The 20,403-nt window shown below is 71.7% G+C and carries 19 protein-coding genes; 10 read left to right on the top strand and 9 right to left on the bottom strand.

The features are described 5' to 3' along the window. Positions 1-3 precede the first annotated feature (3 nt). Complete coding sequence (locus tag ACIA8X_RS38705; protein WP_393459877.1) at positions 4-1,128, bottom strand: CapA family protein; 1,125 nt, start codon at positions 1,126-1,128, stop codon at positions 4-6. Between the two features lie 482 nt (positions 1,129-1,610). Here ACIA8X_RS38705 and ACIA8X_RS38700 point away from each other — a divergent pair, with 482 nt between their 5' ends. Beyond that, positions 1,611-3,023 carry an RtcB family protein gene (locus ACIA8X_RS38700; protein WP_399460261.1) on the top strand — a complete coding sequence of 471 codons (1,413 nt, stop codon included), beginning with the start codon at positions 1,611-1,613 and terminating at the stop codon, positions 3,021-3,023. A 96-nt stretch (positions 3,024-3,119) separates the two neighbouring features. Here ACIA8X_RS38700 and ACIA8X_RS38695 read toward each other — a convergent pair whose 3' ends face one another. Continuing rightward, a complete protein-coding gene (locus tag ACIA8X_RS38695; protein ID WP_393459871.1) occupies positions 3,120-3,575 on the bottom strand; it encodes an archease in 456 nt (151 codons plus the stop codon). Positions 3,576-3,676: 101 nt separating this feature from the next. On the opposite strand from ACIA8X_RS38695, the gene ACIA8X_RS38690 reads away from it, so the two are divergent. From ACIA8X_RS38690 to ACIA8X_RS38680, 3 genes are all read left to right on the top strand, one after another. Next, positions 3,677-4,180 (top strand): TIGR03668 family PPOX class F420-dependent oxidoreductase, encoded by a 504-nt coding sequence (locus ACIA8X_RS38690; RefSeq protein WP_393459868.1) that lies wholly within the window; start codon positions 3,677-3,679, stop codon positions 4,178-4,180. A gap of 77 nt (positions 4,181-4,257) precedes the next feature. After that, positions 4,258-5,655 carry a gluconate:H+ symporter gene (locus tag ACIA8X_RS38685; protein WP_393459865.1) on the top strand — a complete coding sequence of 466 codons (1,398 nt, stop codon included), beginning with the start codon at positions 4,258-4,260 and terminating at the stop codon, positions 5,653-5,655. Positions 5,656-5,696: 41 nt separating this feature from the next. Beyond that, positions 5,697-7,025, top strand: coding sequence for an enolase C-terminal domain-like protein (locus tag ACIA8X_RS38680; RefSeq protein ID WP_399460260.1), 1,329 nt, complete (start codon positions 5,697-5,699; stop codon positions 7,023-7,025). A gap of 20 nt (positions 7,026-7,045) precedes the next feature. Here the strand turns inward: ACIA8X_RS38680 and ACIA8X_RS38675 are convergent, their stop codons facing one another. Further along, positions 7,046-7,858, bottom strand: a complete 813-nt coding sequence (locus ACIA8X_RS38675; protein WP_393459859.1) for an amidohydrolase family protein — start codon at positions 7,856-7,858, stop codon at positions 7,046-7,048. Between the two features lie 100 nt (positions 7,859-7,958). Here ACIA8X_RS38675 and ACIA8X_RS38670 point away from each other — a divergent pair, with 100 nt between their 5' ends. From ACIA8X_RS38670 to ppk2, 3 genes are all read left to right on the top strand, one after another. Beyond that, entirely contained in the window at positions 7,959-8,423 is a 465-nt protein-coding gene (locus ACIA8X_RS38670) for an SRPBCC domain-containing protein (RefSeq protein ID WP_393459856.1), read from the top strand. A gap of 128 nt (positions 8,424-8,551) precedes the next feature. After that, a complete protein-coding gene (locus tag ACIA8X_RS38665; protein WP_393459853.1) occupies positions 8,552-9,574 on the top strand; it encodes a pectate lyase in 1,023 nt (340 codons plus the stop codon). A gap of 51 nt (positions 9,575-9,625) precedes the next feature. Continuing rightward, entirely contained in the window at positions 9,626-10,519 is an 894-nt protein-coding gene (ppk2, locus tag ACIA8X_RS38660) for a polyphosphate kinase 2 (RefSeq protein ID WP_393459850.1), read from the top strand. A gap of 3 nt (positions 10,520-10,522) precedes the next feature. On the opposite strand, the gene ACIA8X_RS38655 is transcribed toward ppk2, so the two are convergent. The 5 genes from ACIA8X_RS38655 to ACIA8X_RS38635 form a co-directional block, all read right to left on the bottom strand. Continuing rightward, positions 10,523-10,921 carry a luciferase family protein gene (locus tag ACIA8X_RS38655; RefSeq protein WP_393459847.1) on the bottom strand — a complete coding sequence of 133 codons (399 nt, stop codon included), beginning with the start codon at positions 10,919-10,921 and terminating at the stop codon, positions 10,523-10,525. 102 nt (positions 10,922-11,023) lie between these two features. Next, the gene (locus tag ACIA8X_RS38650; RefSeq protein ID WP_393459844.1) at positions 11,024-11,926 is read right to left on the bottom strand and encodes a YceI family protein; all 903 of its coding nucleotides are present in this window, start codon (positions 11,924-11,926) and stop codon (positions 11,024-11,026) included. 55 nt (positions 11,927-11,981) lie between these two features. After that, positions 11,982-13,064, bottom strand: coding sequence for a maleylacetate reductase (locus ACIA8X_RS38645; protein WP_393459841.1), 1,083 nt, complete (start codon positions 13,062-13,064; stop codon positions 11,982-11,984). Then, positions 13,061-13,918, bottom strand: coding sequence for an intradiol ring-cleavage dioxygenase (locus ACIA8X_RS38640; protein WP_393459839.1), 858 nt, complete (start codon positions 13,916-13,918; stop codon positions 13,061-13,063). The genes ACIA8X_RS38645 and ACIA8X_RS38640 overlap by 4 nt, the downstream gene beginning before the upstream one ends. 51 nt (positions 13,919-13,969) lie before the next feature. Continuing rightward, positions 13,970-15,718 (bottom strand): FAD-dependent oxidoreductase, encoded by a 1,749-nt coding sequence (locus tag ACIA8X_RS38635; protein WP_393459836.1) that lies wholly within the window; start codon positions 15,716-15,718, stop codon positions 13,970-13,972. A gap of 136 nt (positions 15,719-15,854) precedes the next feature. Between ACIA8X_RS38635 and ACIA8X_RS38630 the strand changes: the two genes are divergently transcribed. Together ACIA8X_RS38630 and ACIA8X_RS38625 are read left to right on the top strand one after the other, a co-directional pair. Beyond that, positions 15,855-17,573 carry a helix-turn-helix domain-containing protein gene (locus ACIA8X_RS38630; protein ID WP_393459833.1) on the top strand — a complete coding sequence of 573 codons (1,719 nt, stop codon included), beginning with the start codon at positions 15,855-15,857 and terminating at the stop codon, positions 17,571-17,573. Between the two features lie 66 nt (positions 17,574-17,639). After that, the gene (locus tag ACIA8X_RS38625) at positions 17,640-18,287 is read left to right on the top strand and encodes a GNAT family N-acetyltransferase (RefSeq protein ID WP_393459830.1); all 648 of its coding nucleotides are present in this window, start codon (positions 17,640-17,642) and stop codon (positions 18,285-18,287) included. Between the two features lie 49 nt (positions 18,288-18,336). Here the strand turns inward: ACIA8X_RS38625 and ACIA8X_RS38620 are convergent, their stop codons facing one another. After that, positions 18,337-18,921 carry a hypothetical protein gene (locus ACIA8X_RS38620; RefSeq protein WP_393459827.1) on the bottom strand — a complete coding sequence of 195 codons (585 nt, stop codon included), beginning with the start codon at positions 18,919-18,921 and terminating at the stop codon, positions 18,337-18,339. Positions 18,922-19,066: 145 nt separating this feature from the next. Here ACIA8X_RS38620 and ACIA8X_RS38615 point away from each other — a divergent pair, with 145 nt between their 5' ends. Further along, complete coding sequence (locus ACIA8X_RS38615; protein WP_393459824.1) at positions 19,067-20,284, top strand: FAD-dependent oxidoreductase; 1,218 nt, start codon at positions 19,067-19,069, stop codon at positions 20,282-20,284. Positions 20,285-20,403: the final 119 nt, after the last annotated feature.

Below are 20,403 nucleotides of genomic sequence, written 5' to 3'. Positions count from 1 at the left end.
GGCTCACTGAGCGGCTCGGGCGGCGCCCTTCGTCAGGGTGAGCGCGCCGTCCGCGCCCAGGGTGAGGTGGGCGCCGTAGCTGATGCGGTCGAGGGTGCTCCGCAGCCAGGCGCGGTCCTCGGGCGGCGCGTGTTCCAGGCGCATCCGGCGGGCGCGCAGGGGTGACATGCGCAGGTCGGTGAGGGCGCCGGTGTCCGCCGCGACCGTCACGAAGTAGGCGATGCGCAGGTCGTCGCGGTACTCCTCGTAGCCGGGGATGCCCTCGTAGTCGTCGATGAAGTCGCCGCAGCCGTGCAGGATGAGCCGGTTGCGGTAGAGCTCGACGGGGCGGGGATGGTGCGAGGAGTGGCCGTGGACTATGTCGGCGCCGCCGTCCACCAGGGCGTGCGCGAAGCGGCGTTGGTCGCGGGGGACGAGGTAGCCCCAGTTGGATCCCCAGTGCACGGACACGACCACGATGTCGCCGGCCCGCTTCACCTGCCGGATGTGCCGTACCGCGGCGGCGGCCGGGGTCGGCGAGAGTTCGGGCACATGGGCGACGCCGGGCTGGTCGGCCGTGGCGGCCCAGCCGGGCGGGATGCCGCTGTTGGCGGCGCCGAGGGCGAAGACGAGCACGCGGCCGCCGTGGGGGAGCGGGAGCGCGACGGGCGCGTACGCCTCCTCGGCACTGCGCCCCGCGCCCGCCGTCCGCAGACCTGCGCCGTGCAGCACGGTGAGGGTCTCCTCAAGGCCCGGTCGGCCGAAGTCCCCCACATGGTTGTTGGCCAGCACGCAGACGTCGGGCCGGGCCACGGTGAGGGCGGGGAGGTTGGCCGGATGCATGCGGTAGTGGACGGCCTTCCCGGGCTCGAACGCGTTGCTGCGCGTGACCGACGTCTCCAGATTGACGACCCGGACGTCCGGCGCGCTCGCCTCCAACAGCCCCAGCGCCTCGCCCCACGGCCAGGACGGATCCACCGGCGCCGGGATCGGCCCGCTCACGGCCTCCGCCATGCTCACATAGTCCCGGGCGTCCGTGACGTACCCCTCCCGCAGCCCGGGATCGCCGGGCCGGGCCAGAATCTGATCGACGCCGCGTCCGAGCATCACGTCACCGCAGAGGAAGAGCGTCACCGTGCCGCCGCTCATGACTCAACGGTACGAGGTTGTGGGGCGGGTGGCTCTGTCCGGGCGGCCCGTCGGTGGCTCCCTGCGGGATGGCCTGCGGGGGGCTGCGGTGGGGCGGGCTTTTGAGCTGTGGCGGGCGGGTCCCGGTGTATCGCCGGGGGCCCCTGGTGAACCCCTGTGGGACGGCCGCCTCCGGTGAACCGCCGTGCCGGGCGCTATACGGACGCCCCTGCCCGGGTATCCCGGGTACCCCGCGTGCTGGGCGCAAGGGGGTCGTCGGGCGAGGCGCGGGACGGGCCGCCCTTGAGCTGCCGTTGGGCGGGTCCCGGTGCACCGCCGAGGCCCCCGGAATCCCTGCGGAACGCCCCCGGTGCATCACCGAGGGACGGCCGCCGGTGAACCGCCCCGCCCAGCGCGATACGGACGCCCCCGCGCGGGTACCCCGCACCTGCGTGCCGGGCGCAAGGGGGGAGGGGGCGTCGGGCGAGGTGCGGGAGGCTGTCATGGAACTGGTCGAGGAGGCTCCCTACCGTTTCCGTATGGACCCGCACGGTCGGATGCGGGTGCCGGGCGTGGTCTTCGCGTCCCGGGCGTTGCTGAGGGACGCCGAGAAGTCGCTGGAGCAGGTGGCCAACGTGGCCACGCTGCCCGGCATCGTCACCGCGTCGTACGCCATGCCGGACATCCACTGGGGGTACGGCTTCCCCATCGGCGGCGTCGCCGCGACCGACGTGGCCGACGGCGGGGTCGTCTCGCCCGGCGGGGTCGGCTTCGACATCTCCTGCGGCGTGCGCCTGCTCGCAGCCGACACCGACGGCGAGGCGCTGGCGTCGGCGCTGCCCGCCGTGATGGACGGCCTGGACCGGGCGATCCCGCGCGGCGCCGGGCCCGGCGGGGTGTGGCACCTGAGCGGCCCCGGCCGGCTGGAGCGGATCCTGCGCGGTGGCTCCCGGTACGCGGTGCGGGAGGGCCACGGCGAGGAGCGCGACCTGACCCGCTGCGAGGACGGCGGCGCGGTCGCGGACGCCGACGTGGACCAGGTGAGCGCACGGGCACGGGAGCGCGGCCTCGGCCAGGTCGGCAGCCTCGGGTCCGCCAACCACTTCCTGGAGGTGCAGCGCGTCGACGAGGTGTACGACGCGACGGCCGCCGCCGCGTTCGGGCTCGCCGTCGGCCAGGTCTGCGTGATGATCCACTGCGGTTCCCGCGGCCTCGGCCACCAGATCTGCACCGATCACGTCCGGCTGATGGACCGCGCCATGTCCCGCCACGGCATCGACGTCCCCGACCGCCAACTGGCCTGCACGCCGGTCGAGTCGCCGGAGGGGCAGCACTACCTCGGTGCGATGGCGGCCGCCGCCAACTACGGCCGCGCCAACCGCCAGCTGCTGTCCGACGCGACCCGCCGCGTCTTCCGCCACACCGCGGGCACCCGACTGTCGCTGGTGTACGACGTCTCCCACAACCTCGCCAAGATCGAGACCCACCCGGTGGACGGAGCCCGCCGCACCCTGTGCGTCCACCGCAAGGGCGCGACCCGCGCCTTCCCGCCCGGTCATCCGGAGCTGTCCGACGACCTGCGCGAGGTCGGCCAGCCGGTGCTGATCCCCGGCACCATGGGTACCGCCTCGTACGTCCTGGTCGGTGTGGCCGGCGGAGACGCGTTCTCCTCCACCTGCCACGGCGCGGGCCGGGTCCTCAGCCGCCACCGGGCCGCCCGCGCGGTGAGCGGCCGGGAACTGCGCGCCCGACTGGAGTCGGCGGGTATCGCGGTGCGCCCACGGTCGCTGCGGGGCCTCGCGGAGGAGACGCCCGAGGCGTACAAGGACGTCGCCGAGGTCGTGGCCGCGAGCGAGGGCGCAGGGCTGTGCCGGACGGTGGCCCGGCTGGTGCCGCTGGGGGTGGTGAAGGGCTGAGGTCCCTTGGGGGAGGGAGGGGAGGGGAGGCCTGGTGTCGCGGGCGGTCGTACGGCCCTCAGGGCGGCGGCTGTACGGCCGTATCCCTCACGCGTCTCACACGTCCACGGTCACCGCACACGACCACCCGTACGGACCCGGCCCGATGTGCAACCCGTGCCAGGAGACTCCCTTCGGCGTGGCGCCGGTTACCTCCACGTCCGCCAGGTCGGCGAGTGCCAGCCGTACGTCGAGGTCGCCGTCCGTGGTGTCGGCCTCCAGGTCGACAGGCACCCGGCCGTCCACGTCGAGGCGGAAGACGACCTCGTCGAGGAGTGCGGTGAGCAGTTCCTCGTCGCTGTCCTCGTCCAGGCGCACCCGCTCCACCGAGGTGGGCCGTACCGCCGTGAGGTCCGCGAAGCACTCCACCATCCCGAGCGCCGCCTCCACCAGGCAGCGCTCCCGGCTCGCGCCCCACGCCTCGATCCGCACGTCGGCCGTGTGCGGCACCGCTCGATGGCCGCTGCCACCGCTCCGGCGTGTCTCGATGTCGTCGTCCGGGTCACCGACCATCGGTACCACCTGATCCGCCGAGTCGTCCCTGAGGAGGGCGTTACACGGATAGGGGTACCCGAGACGGGGCAGGGCGTACCGCCGGGACCGAGGGAGCCGACATGCCGGACTTGGAGTGGGGCGAGGCACGCGGGCGGTTCGCCGCGGCGCCCGTGGCGCGGCTGGCGACGGTCGACCCCGAGGGCCGTCCACATCTGGTGCCGGTCGTCTTCGCGGTGCGCGGCGACGAGATCGTCACCGCCGTGGACGGCAAGCCGAAGCGGTCGCGGCATCTCAGGCGGCTGCACAACATCGCCGTCCGCCCGGCCGTCTGCCTGCTGGTGGACGCGTACGACGACGACTGGGACCGCCTGTGGTGGGTCAGGGCGGACGGCGGCGCGCGGATCCTGCCGCCCGACGTACCCGACTCACCTGAATCATCCGACGCACCAGAACCACCGGACGCACCCGAACCACCGGACGCACCCGGCGAGTACGCCGCCGCCATCGAGCTGCTGCGGCAGAAATACCCCCAGTACCGGCGGCAGCCGCCGGACGGACCGGTGATCGTGATCACCGTCCAGCACTGGAGCGGTTGGCAGGCCTTCGCGTCGGCCGCCGAGTGAATCCACCGGCGCAGACCCATTGACCTTGACCATCCACGACCATAATCTCCGTCTTCATATGTAGACGGCGTCTTCATGTGAGGACCCCATTCAATGGGTTGAACAGAAGCGGCCGACGTTCAAAGGAGAACCGACATATGCCGCTCGTGGTGGTCGGGATCAGTGTCCTGGTCCTGCTCTTCCTGATGACCAAACTCAGGCTGAACGGCTTCGCCGCCCTGCTCCTGGTGGCCGTGGGCGTCGGCCTGGTGCAGGGCATCGGGGTGGAGAAGATCCCGGACGTGCTCGCCGAGGGCATCGGCGGCCAGATAGGCGACACGATGCTCACCATCGGCCTCGGTGCCATGGTCGGCCGGGTGATGGGGGACTCCGGCGCCGCCCAGCGCATAGCCGGCAAGCTCCTTCAGGTGTGCGGGCCCCGCTGGGTCCAGGTGGCCATGGTGCTCACGGCCATGCTCATCGGCGTGACGATGTTCTACGAGGTCGCCTTCGTCATCATCGTCCCGATCGCCTTCACCCTCGTCCGCGTCACCCGGGCGAACCTGCTGTGGGTGGGGCTGCCCATGTCGATCGCCCTGTCCACCATGCACAGCTTCCTGCCGCCGCACCCCGGCCCCACCGCGGTGGCCGCCACCTTCCACGCGTCCGTCGGACTGACCCTGTTCTACGGCCTGTTCATCGCCGTCCCGGTCGGCGCCTTCATCGCCCTGCTGTGGCCGCGGCTGCCCTTCGTGCGGGCGATGAACCCGTCCATCCCCAAGGGCCTGGTGAGCGAGCGGGTCTTCGAGGACGACGACATGCCCGGCCTGGGCTGGTCGCTGTCCGTCGCCCTGCTGCCCGTGGTGCTGATCGCCGGCGCCGCGGTGACCGACCTGGCGGCCTCCGGCGACAACGGCCTGCTGCACCTCATCGCCTTCATCGGCTCCGCGCCGATCGCCCTGCTGCTCACCCTCCTCGTGGCGATCTGGGCGTTCGGCCCGCGCATCGGCCGCAGCCTGGCCGAGGTCAGCGCCTCGTGCAAGGAGGCCGCCCAGGCGATGGCGATGATCCTGCTGGTCATCGGCGCGGGCGGCGCCTTCAAGAACATCCTTGTCGAGGGCGGGATATCCGACTACATCAAGGACGCGACCGACGGCTGGTCCATCTCCCCGATCATCCTGGCCTGGCTGATCGCCGCCATCCTCCGCGTGGCCCTCGGCTCCGCGACCGTCGCCGTCGTCACCGCCTCCGGTGTCGCCCTGCCCCTGCTCGCGGGCAGCGGGGTACACCCCGAGGTCATGGTGCTCGCCGTCTCCTGCGGCTCGATCGCCTTCTCCCACGTCAACGACCCGGGCTTCTGGATGTTCAAGGAGTACTTCAACCTGTCCGTGCTGGACGCCATCAAGGCCCGTACGACCTACACGACGGTGCTCGCGATCCTGGGCCTGGGCGGTGTACTCGTCCTGGAACAGGTCCTGGACGCCCTCAGCATCTGACCACCCATCACCCCCCTCACGAGATCGGCACCCGCCCAGTCATGAGTCAGCCCGTCGTCACCCGCTTCTCCGTCTATCCGGTCGCCGGCCGCGACTCGATGCTCCTCAACCTCTCCGGGGCGCACGCCCCGTACTTCACGCGCAACGTCGTCGTCCTGGAGGACTCCGAGGGCCGTACCGGCCTGGGCGAGGTGCCCGGCGGGGAGAAGATCACCCAGACCCTGCGCGACGCCGAACCGCTCGTCGTCGGCGCCCGCGTCGGCCACTACAAGCGCGTCCTGCGCACGATCCAGGCGACGTTCGCCGACCGCGACTCGGGCGGTCGCGGCGCGCAGACCTTCGACCTGCGGACGACGGTGCACGCGGTGACCGCCGTCGAGTCGGCCCTCCTCGACCTGCTCGGCCGGCACTTGGAGGTCCCGGTCGCCGCCCTGCTCGGGGACGGCCAACAGCGCGACGCCGTACGGGTGCTCGGCTACCTCTTCTACGTCGGCGACCCGGACCGCACCGACCTGGACTACGTCCGCGACCCCGGCTCGACCGTCGAGTGGTACCGCGTCCGGCACGAGGAGGCGCTGACCCCCGAGGCGATCGTCCGACAGGCCGAGGCCACCTACGACCACTACGGCTTCCGTGACTTCAAGCTCAAGGGCGGTGTCCTGCCGGGCCTTGAGGAGGTCAAGGCCGTAAGGGCGCTCAAGGAGCGCTTCCCCGAGGCGCGGATCACCCTCGACCCCAACGGCGCCTGGTCGCTGCGCGAGGCCGTCGAGCTGTGCCGCCCGCTCGTCGGGACGCTCGCCTACGCCGAGGACCCCTGCGGGGCGGAGGGCGGCTACTCCGGCCGGGAGATCCTCGCGGAGTTCCGCCGGGCCACCGGACTGCCCACGGCGACCAACATGATCGCCACGGACTGGCGGCAACTCACCCACGCCCTGGCCCTGCAGTCGGTCTCCATCCCGCTCGCCGACCCGCACTTCTGGACCATGCAGGGGTCTGTGCGGGTCGCCCAGCTCTGCAACGCCATGGGGCTGACCTGGGGCTGCCACTCCAACAACCACTTCGACATCTCCCTGGCGATGATGGTGCAGTGCGGAGCGGCCGCCCCCGGTGAGTACAACGCCCTGGACACGCACTGGATCTGGCAGGAGGGACGGGAACGGCTCACCGTGGAACCGCCCAGGATCAGCGGCGGCGAGGTCGCCGTACCGGACACGCCCGGGCTGGGAGTCCGGGTCGACATGGACCGGCTCCTCGCCGCTCACGAGCTGTACAAGGAGAAGGCGCTGTCGGGCCGGGACGACGCGATCGGGATGCAGTACCTGGTCGACGGCTGGACCTTCGACGCGAAGCGGCCCTGTCTGGTGCGCTGAGCCGGGCTTCGGGGCCGTCGTCAGAGGGCGAAGACGCGGCGGGCGTTGCCGTGCAGGAACAGCTCCCGCGTCTCCTCGTCCAGGTTCAGGGCGTCGAGGTGCTCCAGGGCCCGACTCGGCGTGATCATCGGGTAGTTGGAGCCGAACAGGACCTTGTGGCGGCCCCGGCCGCGCAGGTACTCCACCAGTTCCGGCGGATAGCGGCGGGCGGTGTAGGCGCTGGTGTCGATGAAGACGTTCGCGTGCTTGTCGGCGACCGCGATCATCTCCGTCGTCCACGGGTAGCCGATGTGCCCGCACACGATGGTGAGCTCGGGGAAGTCCAGCGCGACCTGGTCGATGTACGGGATCGGCCGCCCCGTCTCCGACGGCCGCAGCGGTCCGGTGTGGCCGACCTGGGTGCAGAACGGCACGCCGAGGTCCACGCACGCCGCGTACAGCGGGTAGTACAGCCGGTCCGTGGGTGGCAGCTCCCACAGCCACGGGATGACGCGCAGCGCCACGAAGCCCAACTCCTCGACGGCGCGCCGCAGTTCCCGTACGGCGGCCATCGGCCGCGCGAGATCGGCGCCCGCCACTCCACGCAGTCGCCCGCCGGACTGCTCGACGAAGGCGGCCACCTCGTCGTTGTCGATCAGCGCCCCCTGCGGCCCGTACCAGGCGGCGGCGAGGCCGATCTCCACGTCCGCGGCCTCCAGCGCCGCCACGGTGACCTCGACCGGCAGCGGCTTGTCGAGTGTCTCCATGCCGGTCCACCGGCGCAGCGACTCGAACATCTCGTGGTTGGCGTGACGCGGTGTCGGATGCTGCATCCAGGCGTCGATGACGGGCATGGGTGCCGCCTCTCGGGAGGGGTCGGAACGCGGACGTCACACACATCCAACCCTTCCCGTCCGGGGAGCGGCGCACCATGCGCAGCACTATCGTGAGGCCATGTACTCGACCCGGGTCTCCTGGCATGTGAACGCCTCGCGTGCGGCCGTCTACCGGGCCCTGCTGGACGCGGACGCCGTCGCGCGGTGGCGGGTGCCGGAGGGTATGACCGCCCGGGTGCACGCGTTCGACGCCCGTGAGGGAGGGGCGTTCCGTGTCTCGCTCACCTACGACCTGCCGACCGGGACCGGGAAGTCGGACGCGCACACCGACACCTATCACGGTCACTTCGTGCGGCTGGTGCCGGACGAGCGGGTGGTCGAGGAGGTCGAGTTCGAGACCGACGATCCCGCCCTGGGCGGCACGATGACGATGACCACCACCCTCACCGACGCCGACGGCGGCACGGACGTCCTCGTCGTGCACGAGGGCCTCCCCGACGCCGTGCCCGCCGAGGACAACGAGACGGGCACGCGCATGGCGCTGGCCAACCTTGCCCGGCTCGTCGAGTCCACATCGCGGTGACTCGGTCACCGTGACCCGATCATGGTGATCTCGCCGGGAGACTGATCGGCAACCTCTGAGCGTTCGGCGGCGACTGTCGGTCGAGGAGGCTTCCCGCCGCCTCTCCGAGACCGAACGAGAGCCACCGCATGAGTACCGGAACGACCCCGCGCAGGCGCAGTCAGCACCGCAGGAGACCCGACCGCCGCCCCCTGCTGATCGGTGCGTTGACGATCACCGTGATCGCGGCGGCCGTACTGCTGATGGCCAGGCCCGACTCCGGGGCGGACACGGCGAAGGGCGGGAACCCGACGCTCCAGGAGGCGAGCGGCCCCCGCCCGACCGCGTCCTCGACGCCCACCTCCGCCTCGCCGTCGCCATCCAAGTCGTCGGCGTCCCCGTCCCCTTCGAAGGCGACGCCCCGCAAGAGCGCCACCCCCTCCGCGAAGCCGACCGCCGCCGCCCGCACCTCCACCACCTTCGCCGCCTGGCCCACCCCCACCACCGACCGGCCGGTGACCGCCACCATCGAGGTCTCCGGCAGCTACGACGGCGGCCTCAAGCGCTTCCACGGCTCGGGAGCCCTCGGCGGCGACGGCCAGGACGAGGACCAGGACCCGCTGTTCGAACTCGCCGACGGGGCGACCCTGAAGAACGTGGTCCTGGGAGCCCCGGCGGCCGACGGGGTGCACTGCCTGGGCAGTTGCACGCTGCAGAACGTGTGGTGGGAGGACGTCGGCGAGGACGCGGCCACCTTCAAGGGGGCGTCCGCGGCGGCGACGTACCGCGTCCTCGGCGGCGGTGCGCGGCACGCGGACGACAAGGTCTTCCAGCACAACGGCGCCGGGACGGTGACCATCACGAACTTCCAGGTCGCGGACTTCGGCAAGCTCTACCGCTCGTGTGGCAACTGCGACACCCAGTACCGACGCCACGTCGTCATCAGCGGCGTGAGGGTGACCGGCCCCGGCAACGCCATCGCCGGGATCAACGCCAACTACGGCGACACGGCCACCCTGTCGGGCGTGACGATCACCGGCGACAGCGGCCGGGACATCACCGTCTGTGACCGCTTCCAGGGCAACGACAGCGGCGACGAGCCCCGCGAGACCGGCAGCGGACCCGACGGCAATCACTGCCGGTACAGCACATCGGACGTCTCCTATAGCTGATCTTTGCCTGGGGTTAGCCGGGCGTACGAAAGCGCTCGCTTGCATCGGTGTATGGAAACCGAACTGTTGTCAGGGCTGCACGTCGACTACACCGATCAGGACGACCCCGTACTGATCAGGCCGGACGGCAGCCCGGTGGACACCTGGCGCGAGAACTACCCGTACGAGCAGCGCATGGAGCGCCCGGAGTACGAGTGGCACAAGCGACTCCAGCAGATCGAACTGCTGAAGCTGCAGAGCTGGATCAAGGAGAGCGGGCGGCGTCTCGTCATCGTCTTCGAGGGACGGGACGCGGCCGGCAAGGGCGGCACGATCAAGCGGTTCACGGAGCACCTCAACCCGCGCGGAGCCCGTGTGGTGGCCCTGGAGAAGCCGACCGAGCGTGAACGCGGGCAGTGGTACTTCCAGCGGTATGTGGAGCATCTGCCGACCGCAGGCGAGATCGTGCTGTTCGACCGGTCCTGGTACAACCGGGCCGGCGTGGAGCGCGTGATGGGCTTCTGCACCGACGACGAGTACCGGCGCTTCATGCGGCAGGCGCCCGCCTTCGAGCGGATGCTCGTGGACGACGGCGTCGACCTGATCAAGTTCTGGTTCTCGGTCTCCCAGGGCGAGCAGCGCACCCGGTTCACCATCCGCCAGGTCGACCCCGTACGCCAGTGGAAGCTGAGCCCGATGGACCTGGCGTCACTGGACCGCTGGGGCGACTACACCGCCGCCAAGGTCGCCATGTTCCGCGAGACGGACACCGACCACGCGCCCTGGACGGTGGTGAAGAGCAACGACAAGAAGCGGGCCCGCGTCGAGGCCATGCGCAGTGTGCTGGCCCGCTTCGACTACGGCGACAAGGACGAGGAGGTCGTCGGCACCGCCGATCCCCGGATCGTCGGCGCGGCCGCGGGTCTGCTGGAGGCGGGGGAGGACGACTCCGGGTCCGAGAGCTGAGGCTCAGCAGCTCCCGGCCTCGGCGCGGGGCAGCACCGTGACGCGCCGGAAGTTGCACGCGGACCGGGCCTGGTGGCCGACGGGGGACGGCCCCGTCTGATGGGCCTTGAGGGCGACGCTGACCAGGCTCATCAGCAGGTCCACGTCCGCGTCGCAGTCCAGGTGCACGGTCACCCAGCGGGAGCCCGGCACCAGCCTGACCGCGGTGGACTCCTTGAGGTCGCCGTGGATGCGCTGGATGGCCGCGAGCGTGAGATGCAGGTCCACGTCCCGCTCGGAGTGGAAGTGCACGATCTCGCTGTGGACGGAGCTCAGAGCCCGCCCTGCGCCGCAACTGGCCGGGCCCGCACTCAGATCGGGCCAGACTTCCAGTTGTTCCATGGCGCGCTGGGCCAGTGTCATGTCCCCATAGTCACCCGATCACCGCGTCGCAACCAGAGGTTGAGCGAACCGTAACCGTCGCGTGAGGTAACCCGACACCGGCCCATTACCCGCTGTGAGGGCCTACTCGGGCGGCGTCGGGGTGTCGTGCGTGCGGTACATCGCCTGTACGTCCAGCTCCAGCTGGACCGTGGGACCCACCACCGCGATACCGCGCGCGAGCATGCTGCGCCAGTTCAGCGTGTAGTCCTCACGGTGCAGCTCCGCCTTGGCCAGGGCCGCGCACCGCAGCTCCTCGCCGTAGCCGCCGTTGACGGAGCCGAGATAGGTGGTGTCCAGCTCGACCGAGCGGCTGATCCCGTGCATGGTCAGGGAGCCGTGGAGCGTCCACTTGGTGCCGCCCCGGTACGCGAAACGCGTGCTGGTGAAGTCGATGTACGGGTAACGCTCGACGTCCAGGAAGTCGCCGGAGCGCAGATGGTTGTCCCGGGTGTTGTTGCCCGTGGTGATGCTCGCGGCCTCGATGCGCACCGACACCCGGGAGGCGCCCATGTCGGGCTCGACGCGTATGCCGCCGGTGAAGCGCTCGAAACGGCCGTGGACGTGCGCCATGCCGACGTGCTTGGCGATGAACCGGATCGCCGTGTGCGGCGGGTCGAAGAGCCAGGTACCCGGCACCGGGAGATCCAGTTGGCGTCCCGACGTCAGCTGGACCTGCGCGGGGGGAGGCGTCGTGCCGCCGATGACGTCCACGGTCTCCTGGTGCGGGGTGAGCCCCTCGGCCGTGATCCGCAGGCCGTAGTGGCCCGGCGGAAGCGCGGCGAAGAACAGCCCGTACGGATCCGTGGTGCCCCGCACCACGACCTCGTGCGAGTCCATCGCCGTCACCGTCACATCGGCGCCCCGCATCGGCAGGCCCACCGGATCCACGACCTCACGGGCCACGCCGCCCGCACCGGACGGCACGGGAAACGCCGCGGTGGGCACCCCCCGGGAGCGTCGACTCCTGAGCAGTCCGAGGGGCATGGCGATCACCTTTCTTCGAGGGGGGGGAAGGGGAGTGGGGGGCGAATCAGGGGGATTACTGGACGGCAGTGGTCGGCGGCGCGCCTTCGAACGCCGCGCGCAGCAGTGCGAGCACGCCGTCGGCCGTGACCGGGCGGGGGTTGGCGTACGCCTGGCCCGCGGTCTGTGCGGCGGCCGTGGCCAAGTCGGCTTCGGCGAGGCCCAGTTCGGCGAGGGAGCGGGGGGCGCCGAGACGTCCGGACAGTTCCCACAGGGCCGTCGGCGCGTCGTCGGCGTCCAGGGCGCGGGCCATGGTGGCGGCGGCGTCCGGCGCGGCGGGCGCGTTGTGGGCCAGGGCGTACGGCAGGACCACGGTGTGCGTCTCGGCGTGCGGCAGGCCGAAGGTGCCGCCCAGGACATGGCACAGCTTGTGGTGCAGGCCCATGGTGGTGGCGCCCAGGCAGGACCCGCACAGCCAGGCGCCGTACAGGGCACGCCCGCGCGCCTGAACGGACGCCGGCCGCGCGGCCACCTCCGGCAGCGCCCGCGCCATCGCCCGTACGCCCTCCTCGGCCATCAGCGCCACCAGGGGCGAGGTGTCCGGCGCGTACAGCGCCTCGACGGCGTGCGCGAGCGCGTTGACGCCGCTGGTCACGGAGAGCGGTACGGGCAGGGAGAGGGTGAGGTCGGGGTCGTAGACGACGCTGCGGGGCAGCACCTTCGGGTCGCGGCCGGTGCGCTTGGCGCCGTGCTCGGTCAGGCCCCAGACGTCGGTCATCTCCGAGCCGGAGTAGGTGGACGGCACCGCGATGAGGGGCAGTCCGGTGCGCAGGGCGATCGCCTTGCCCAGCCCGATCGACGAGCCGCCGCCGACCGCCACGCACCCGTCGGCGCCCGCCGCGCGGGCCACCTCGACCGCCCGGTCGGCGACCTCCACGGGCACATGCATCCGCGCCTCGGCGTGCAGACCCGCACAGGCCGGGCCCAGCGCGTCCGCGACCGCCCGGGCCGTGTCCGCCCCGCGTGCACCGCACACCACCAACAGCCGCCGCAGACCGAGGCGTTCGGCCTCACCGGGCGTCGCCGCCACGGCCGCACCGGGCCGGAAGACGACCCGTACGGGCCGGCTCTCGTACGAGAAGTCGAGGAAGCCTGTCACGCCGGCTCCAGCACGAGGTCGAACCGGGCGTGCCGGAAGGGGGTGTCGACGCCGAACTCCCGGGCCAGGGAAGGGTCGTCGGCCGTCGCGAAGTCCTGCACCAGGCTCGGCTTGACGGCGAACACCGCGTCGGAGTCCAGGTACTCGCTGCCTGCCACGAAGATGTGCGTGGTCACCGGCGTGTGGCCGGCGGCCGAGGCGATGAAGTGGATGTGGGCCGGGCGGTAGGGGTGCCGACCGGTGGCCCGCAGCAGGTCGCCGACCGGGCCGTCCGTGGGGATCGGATACGGGCTCGGCACGCACGTACGGAACCAGAAGCGGCCCTCGGAGTCCGCCGTGAACAGGCCCCGCCCGTTGCCCGGTGGCTGCACGTCCGGGCGCTGCACGTCGTAGAAGCCGTGCGCGTCGGCCTGCCAGACGTCGATCACCGCGCCGGGCAGCGGACCGCCGTCCCTGGACAGCACCCGGCCGCTGACCACGCACGGCTCTCCGTCACCGACCAGGTCGATGCTCGCGCCGAGTTCCCGGACCGGCGACTCGGTCATGTGGAACGGGCCCAGCACCGTCGACTCGGTGGCGCCCGCGCCCTGCCGCTCGTTGATCGTCTCCACGAGCATCGACAGCCCGAGCACGTCCGACAGCAGGATGAACTCCTGCCGGGTGTCCGTGCACGCCTGCCCGGTCGCGGTCAGGAACCCGATCGCCCGCTCCCACTCCTCCTGCGTCAGCCGCGACTCCCGCGCGAAGGCGTGCAGATGCCGGATCAGGCCGGACAGCAGCTCCCGCAGGCGTGGATCGGCGGTCCCGCGCAGACTGGCGACGGCCTCGTCGGTGACCGTCGGTTCGCCGGTCATGTCGGCTCCTTCCCGGCTCTCTGTCCTTCTCCGGCCTCCTGGGCGCCCATCTCAACCGTGCCCGAGAATCCGCCGCAGCGCGTCCGTGAGCAACTGTTCGGCGTCGTCGGCCGCGCCGGCGTGCCGGAACGCCACATACCCGTCGGGGCGTACGAGGAGCGCGCCCGCGTCGGAGATCTCGCTCAGGCCCGCCCAGTCGCCGTACGGGTCCTCGTACTCCTGCCCCGGTCCGATCACCACCGTGGCGATGTCGAGGGGCTGGGCCGCGGCGGCCCGCTCCCACGCGTCGCCGCCGATGCCGGTGAGCAGCGTGAAGCGGCCCTTGCCGACGGTGTCGAGGGTGGACAGGGTCCGGGTCCCCGAGGTGATCCAGGCGTGCGGGAGCTTGGCGCCGGGGCGGGATGTGGGCTGGTGGTGCAGCTCGGGATCGCGGGTGAAGCCGGGGTCGGGCGTGCCGTCCGGGACGACCGCGACAGAGCTCTCGGCGGGATAGCGCTGGTTGAGGTCGACGCCGTGCGCGTTGAACTCGTACACCTTGAAGGCGATCGCCTCGCGCAGCGCGGCCCGCTGCTTCTCGGCCGCTTCCGTGGCGTCCTTGCGGGCGGCGATGTTGGCCCACAGCTGCTCGGGCGTCTGCGGCGAGAGCCCGTCCAGCGCCTCGAAGATCGGGGCGGTCTCGCCGATGGACTTGTTCGCGCGGGTCACGATCTGCTTCCCGATCGGAGCCCGCTCGGCGTCGTAGGTGTCGAGGAGCTTCGGCGAGGCGACCCCGTCGAGGACGAGCTTCAGCTTCCAGGCCAGGTTGTAGGAGTCCTGGATGGAGGTGTTGGAGCCGAGCCCGTTGGACGGCGGGTGACGGTGCACGGCGTCACCGGCGCAGAAGACGCGGCCGTTGGCGTACGTCTCGGCGTACATCTCGTTCACGGTCCACGCCGAGGACGACTTGATGGTCACCGGGATCTCGTCATCGCCGATGAGCTGCCGTACGACGGACAGGGCGTACTCCTCGGTGAGGTCGGGGGCGCCCGCGGTGACGTCGTAGCCCCAGACGATCAGCCACTCGTTCCAGGGGCGGACGTTGCGCACCAGACCCGCGCCGATGCCGCCGACCGTGGCGCCGGGGGCGAGCACCCAGTAGAGGGTGGAGGGGCGGTGCGCGGTGTACTTGCTCAGATCGGCGTCGAAGACGATGTTGATGCTGCCCGCGACGCCCATCTGCCCGCCCATCGGCAGCCCCGCGTCCTCGGCGACCTTCGACCGGCCGCCGTCCGCGCCGATCAGGTACTTGGCGCGGATCCGGTACTCGTCGCCGCGCAGCCGATCCTCGACCGTGACCGTCACCCCGCCCTCGTCCTGGACGAAGGACTTGTAGACGGTGCTGAACCGGAGGTCGGTGCCGCGCGCGATCGCCGCGTCCATCAGCACCGGCTCCATCAGGTGCTGCGGCATGTCGCACATCCGCGTCGGGCTGGCCAGCTCGTGCGCGGCCTGCACGAGCGGGTCGTTGCCCCAGGAGCGGACCCGGCCCAGCTCCTCGCCGGCCAGGCTGGTGCAGAAGGTCGTGTTGCCCATCAGGTGCTGGGGCGTCGCCTTGGCGACCACGTCCTCCTCGACGCCCAGATCGCGCAGCACCTCCATGGTGCGCTGGTTGGTGATGTGCGCACGAGGGGTGTCGGCGAGACGCGCGTACCGGGTGACGACCATGTTGCGCACGCCGTAGGTGCTCAGGGCGAGCGCGGCCGACGCGCCCGCCGGGCCACTGCCCACGATCAGTACATCGGTCTCGACGACGGTGTGCACGACAGAACGCTCCAGGAGATGAGAACAGACTCCGATCTTTCAAGATCATGGAGCGATGTCGTCGATCGTGGGTGTCTCATTACGAGACAACCCACCGTCGCCCCGCGCGTGACGCCCCCTATACGGTGAGGACGCCATGACCACCGTGGAACATCCCCCTGCCCTCGCCCCGCTCCGCCAGGCCCGCCAGCGGTTCCTGACGGGCCGCCCACTCCCGGACGGCGTGCCGGACGACGTCGTCGCGGCCTGGCGGCGCGCCCGCTTCTTCGGCGTACGGCACGATCTCGGCGGTCCGGTACGGGAGTTGAGCACAGGCCCGGCCGACTCCCTCCTGCTGGAGGCGGCGCGTCCCGTGCTGACCCGCCTCGCCCCGGCCCTCGACGCCGCAGGGTCCGCGTTCGTGCTCACCGACGAGCGGCTCAGGGTGCTGTGGTCGGCAGGCAGCGCGCCCGGCGACGACACCTGCCGCGACCTCTCCGAGCGGGAGGTCGGCCACAACAGCGCCGCGCTCGCCCTGCGCACCCTGCGTCGGGCTGAGGTGCACGGTCCCGAGCACTTCCTCGACGTGTGGCAGGACGTCTCCGCGGTCAGCGTGCCGCTGCTCTCCCCGGAGACCGGCCAGGCACTTGGCACGGTGACGGTCGCCTCTGGCCTGTGCGCCGGCTGCCGGCCGCATCCCGGCGCCGCCCTCGCCGAGGCGGCGGCCACGGCGGTGGAGGCCGAACTGCGGGCACGCGCGCGTAGCGCGGAACGCGTCCTGCTCGACGCCTATGAGCGTGCCGCGCGCGGGCGCGAGCGTGCGGTCGTCGCGCTGGACGGCCGCAACCGCCTGGTCAGCGAGGCGGCGGTGCGCCTTGCCTCGCCGCAGGTGCTGGAGGCGTTGGAGCGCAGGGCGACAGACGAGTCGTACGAGATCCAGCTCCCCGAGGACGCCGGGTGCACGGTCGAGATCACTCCGGTACGGCATGAAGGCCGCCCCCTCGGTCTTGTCGCGGTGCTGGAGCCCTGTCCCGTGGAGCCCGTGCCGTCGCCCCCGTGCCCGGCCGCTGCGCTGGTGGGAGGCTCGGTGCCGTGGCGGCACGTGGTCGCGCGGGCGGCGGCGCTGGCGCGTACCGCGGGACCTCTGTTGGTGGTGGGCGAGCGGGGGACGGGCAAGACGACGCTCGCTCTCGAACTCCTCGACGGCACGGCCCCGTTGGTCGTGGACGCCGCCGAGTCACCCGAACTCGACCTCAAGGGGAACGAGTCGGCGGGCGACCGCCCACTGCTGCTGCGCCACGCCGAACGGCTGGCCCAGCCGGACGTCGCCGCCCTCAACTCGCTCCTGGACGAGTGCCCGGACGCCCGCCTGGTCGCCACGTACACGCCCGGAACCCCGCCGGGCCCCTGCCTCCAGCGCCTCCTCGACACGCTCGCGGCCCGCTCGGTGACGTTGCCTGCCTTGCGGGAACGCCCCGAGGACATCAGGGAGCTGCTCCCCGCCCTGGCGCCCAGACCTGCTCCCGGCAGCCCGCCGCTGACCTGGACACTGGATGCGCTGCGGGCCCTGGAACAGCATCCCTGGCCCGGCAACGTCACCGAACTCGCCCACCTCGTACGGGCGCTCGCGAGTCAGCGCCGGGTCTTCGGACCGGTGCGGCGCAGCGAACTGCCGGATCCCGTCCGGGAGGGACCCGCGGGCCGCAGCCTCAGCCCGATGGAGCTCGCCGAACGGGCCGCGATCCTGGAGGCGCTGCGCCGCCACGGCGGCAACAAGGCCCGCGCCGCGGCGGCGTTGGGGATCGCCCGGGCGACCCTGTACCGGAAGCTGCGGGAATATCAGGGACGGGACGGGTTGACCGCCTCGAAGCCCTGATCCCGCCGGCACCTCCTAGCGCGTAATGTGCCTTGATCGCTGGCACCCATTACATGCGGAGGGCCTATGGATACCGAAATCGTGCGAGCCTGGGTCGAAGGCTGGGCCACCTCGCGTGGGGCCGCCCCTCCGATGGAAGCGCCCTGGGGGTTCACCGTCGATGTCGGGCTACCCGGGCAGGTGACCCGACATGTCCTGCCGCACGCCGACGAGGCGGTCATCCGCGGCCTCGTGGAGACGACGACAGCGCCTGCCACCTGGCTCAAGGTACTCGTGGCCCCGGAGGTCATATCCCCCTGGCTCACACCCGCATGGACCTTCGACGACCCCGGTTTCCTGATGTCGGCATCCCTGCACACGTCCCTGACGGACCTCCCTCCCGGCTACCGACTGCGCACGTGGAGCCGGGGTGATGTCATCCGCGCCCTCGTCCGCGACATGGACGGCGCCTTCGCCGCCCACGGCCAGGTCGCGGCCACTGCCCGCGCCGGCTCTGTCGTGTTCGACCAGATAGAGACCGCACCTGCCCACCGTCGACGGGGCCTTGGGCGGGCAGTGATGCACGCCTTGGCCGACGCGGCGATCGCGGCAGGCGCGCGGACTGGAGTGCTCGCCGCGACGGCTGAGGGGCAGGGCCTGTACAAGTCGCTTGGCTGGACCACGCACGCGCCACTCACCGGCGTCTTCCTCACGTCCGCCGACGCCAGGCGGTAAAGGGCAAGGCTGCCGAGAAGCCGCTGCCTGCCGAGAAGCCGCACGTGCCTCAGCGCGCCCCGGTCCAGTTGTGCGCGACGTCGACCACGACCCGGTCGGTCGCGACCCACACCCGGAACGGCAGCCGCGCCCGCAGGCCGAGCCCGATCTGCGTGTCCCCTTCGAAACTGCCGGCGAACCGAGCGTCCCGGAAGGTGCGGTAGCCCTTGAGGTCCACGCCCGCCAGCCGCTGACCGGCCCGCACGGGATACGTCGGCTTCCCGGTCTCGGGGTCGTAGGCGGGGGCGGCCACCCGTACCTCGAGGACGGCTCCGCCGCCGACGGGGATGTGGTGGCCCGAACCGTCCTGGTGGAGGCGGCTGACGTACCTGACGGAGTAGCCGAGGCCGCTGGTGGCCGCGCCGGGAACGTCGACGACCATGCGGTCGAAGCAGGCGTGCCGGCCGGTCCTGATGTTCGTCACCGACTCCGACGTGGCGGAGGAGCGGGTCTTGGCCAGACTGCCCCAGCCGGTGGGGCAGGCCGTGGCCTGGGAGGTGGTGGTCGTGGTGGCTTCGGCCGGGATCGCCGCCACGCCCAGGGTGGTGGCCATGATCGCGATCGCCGTCGCCCATGCGGCTCTGTTTCGTCCCATTACGTCCCCCGGGAGGTGATGTGTCTGATATTAGGGGAGACATTCGGGTTGGCGGAATGGTTGCACTCGTTCCGGTTCGGTATTCAGGGCCGGTACGGCGATTGTGCGGAGAGCCCGGGAACTGGGGCCGGACCTGGGGCGTTCCATGAAGGACGGCGGCGACTGGCAGGGGCCGTCCGGGGAGCTTGGGGGCGATGTGACGCGGTTGATGGTCGTAGGGGGCGGGATCGCCGGTGCGGGAGCGGCGCTCGCGCTGCACAAGGCCGGATTAGATGTCGAGGTGTACGAGGCGCACCCGGACTCCGCCGAGGACATCGGCGCGTTCCTCACGCTCGCGAGCAACGGCATGCGGGCGCTCGCGGAGGTCGACGCCTCGGCCGCGGTCACCGCGATCGGCTTCCCCCTCACCTCGATGCGGGTCCTCGACGACACGGGCGCCGAAGTAGCCCAGGTGCCGCTCGGCGAAGCCGGCACCGCACACCTTCAGTACCGGTGCCTGCGCCGCGGCGACCTCAACACCGCCCTGCAGGCCGAGGTCACACGCCGGGGCATCGGCATCCGGCACGGCGCCCGCCTGGTGTCGGTCGAGGACGGCCCGGACGCCGTGACCGCCCACTTCGCCGACGGCAGCACGGCCACCGGTGACCTGCTCATCGGGGCCGACGGCCTGAGCTCCACCGTCCGCCGGCTCATCGCCCCCGACGCCCGCCCGGTGTACGCCGGACAGTACGTCTTCTACGGCTACACCGACGCCGTCCCCGAGGCCGCCCAGGGCGAGACCATCACCATGGTGCGCGGCAGCTCCGTCGCCTTCGGGTACGCGGTGTCGCCCGCAGGGGAGACGTACTGGTTCGCCCGCGTCACCGACGAACCCCTGCCCGCCGACGCCCTCGCGGACGGCACCCCGGCCCGGTGGCGGGACCTGCTGCTGCCGCTGCTGCGCAAGGACGCCACCCCGGCCGCGGACCTCGTGGCGGCCACCGCCGACCGGCTGATGGTCACCAACGCCACCGAACTCCCCACCGGGACGCCCTGGCGCTCCGGCCGCACCCTGGTCATCGGCGACGCGGCCCACGCGGCGTCCCCCGCCACCGGCCAGGGCGCGTCGATGGCCCTGGAGGACGCCGTGGTCCTCGCCAAGTCCCTGCGGGACACGCCGGACACCGACGCCGCGCTCGCCCTCTACGAGACGCTCCGCCGCCCCCGCGTGGAGAACAACATCACGGTCAGCGGCAACATCTCCCGCGGCACCCACACCCCGTCAGGTCCCGGCGGTCGGAGCACGGGCGGGAACCGACAGGGCGACGACGAGCTCGTACGACACCTCGATTGGGGCACCGACCTCTCACGACTCGGCCCGTAGATCGATGCACCGGCCAACCGGCGCAACCCCGGCGTGCACGCGACCCTCATACAGGTCGAACCACACCGGGTTCTCGGAGAGGAGAGTCTGTTGGCCAGTCAGTTGTCCCGTCGACAGTT

Origin of the sequence: Streptomyces sp. NPDC051738 (genome assembly GCF_044453205.1) — a bacterium.
GTDB lineage: Bacteria > Actinomycetota > Actinomycetes > Streptomycetales > Streptomycetaceae > Streptomyces.
This window is presented reverse-complemented; position numbering and strand designations above follow the sequence as displayed.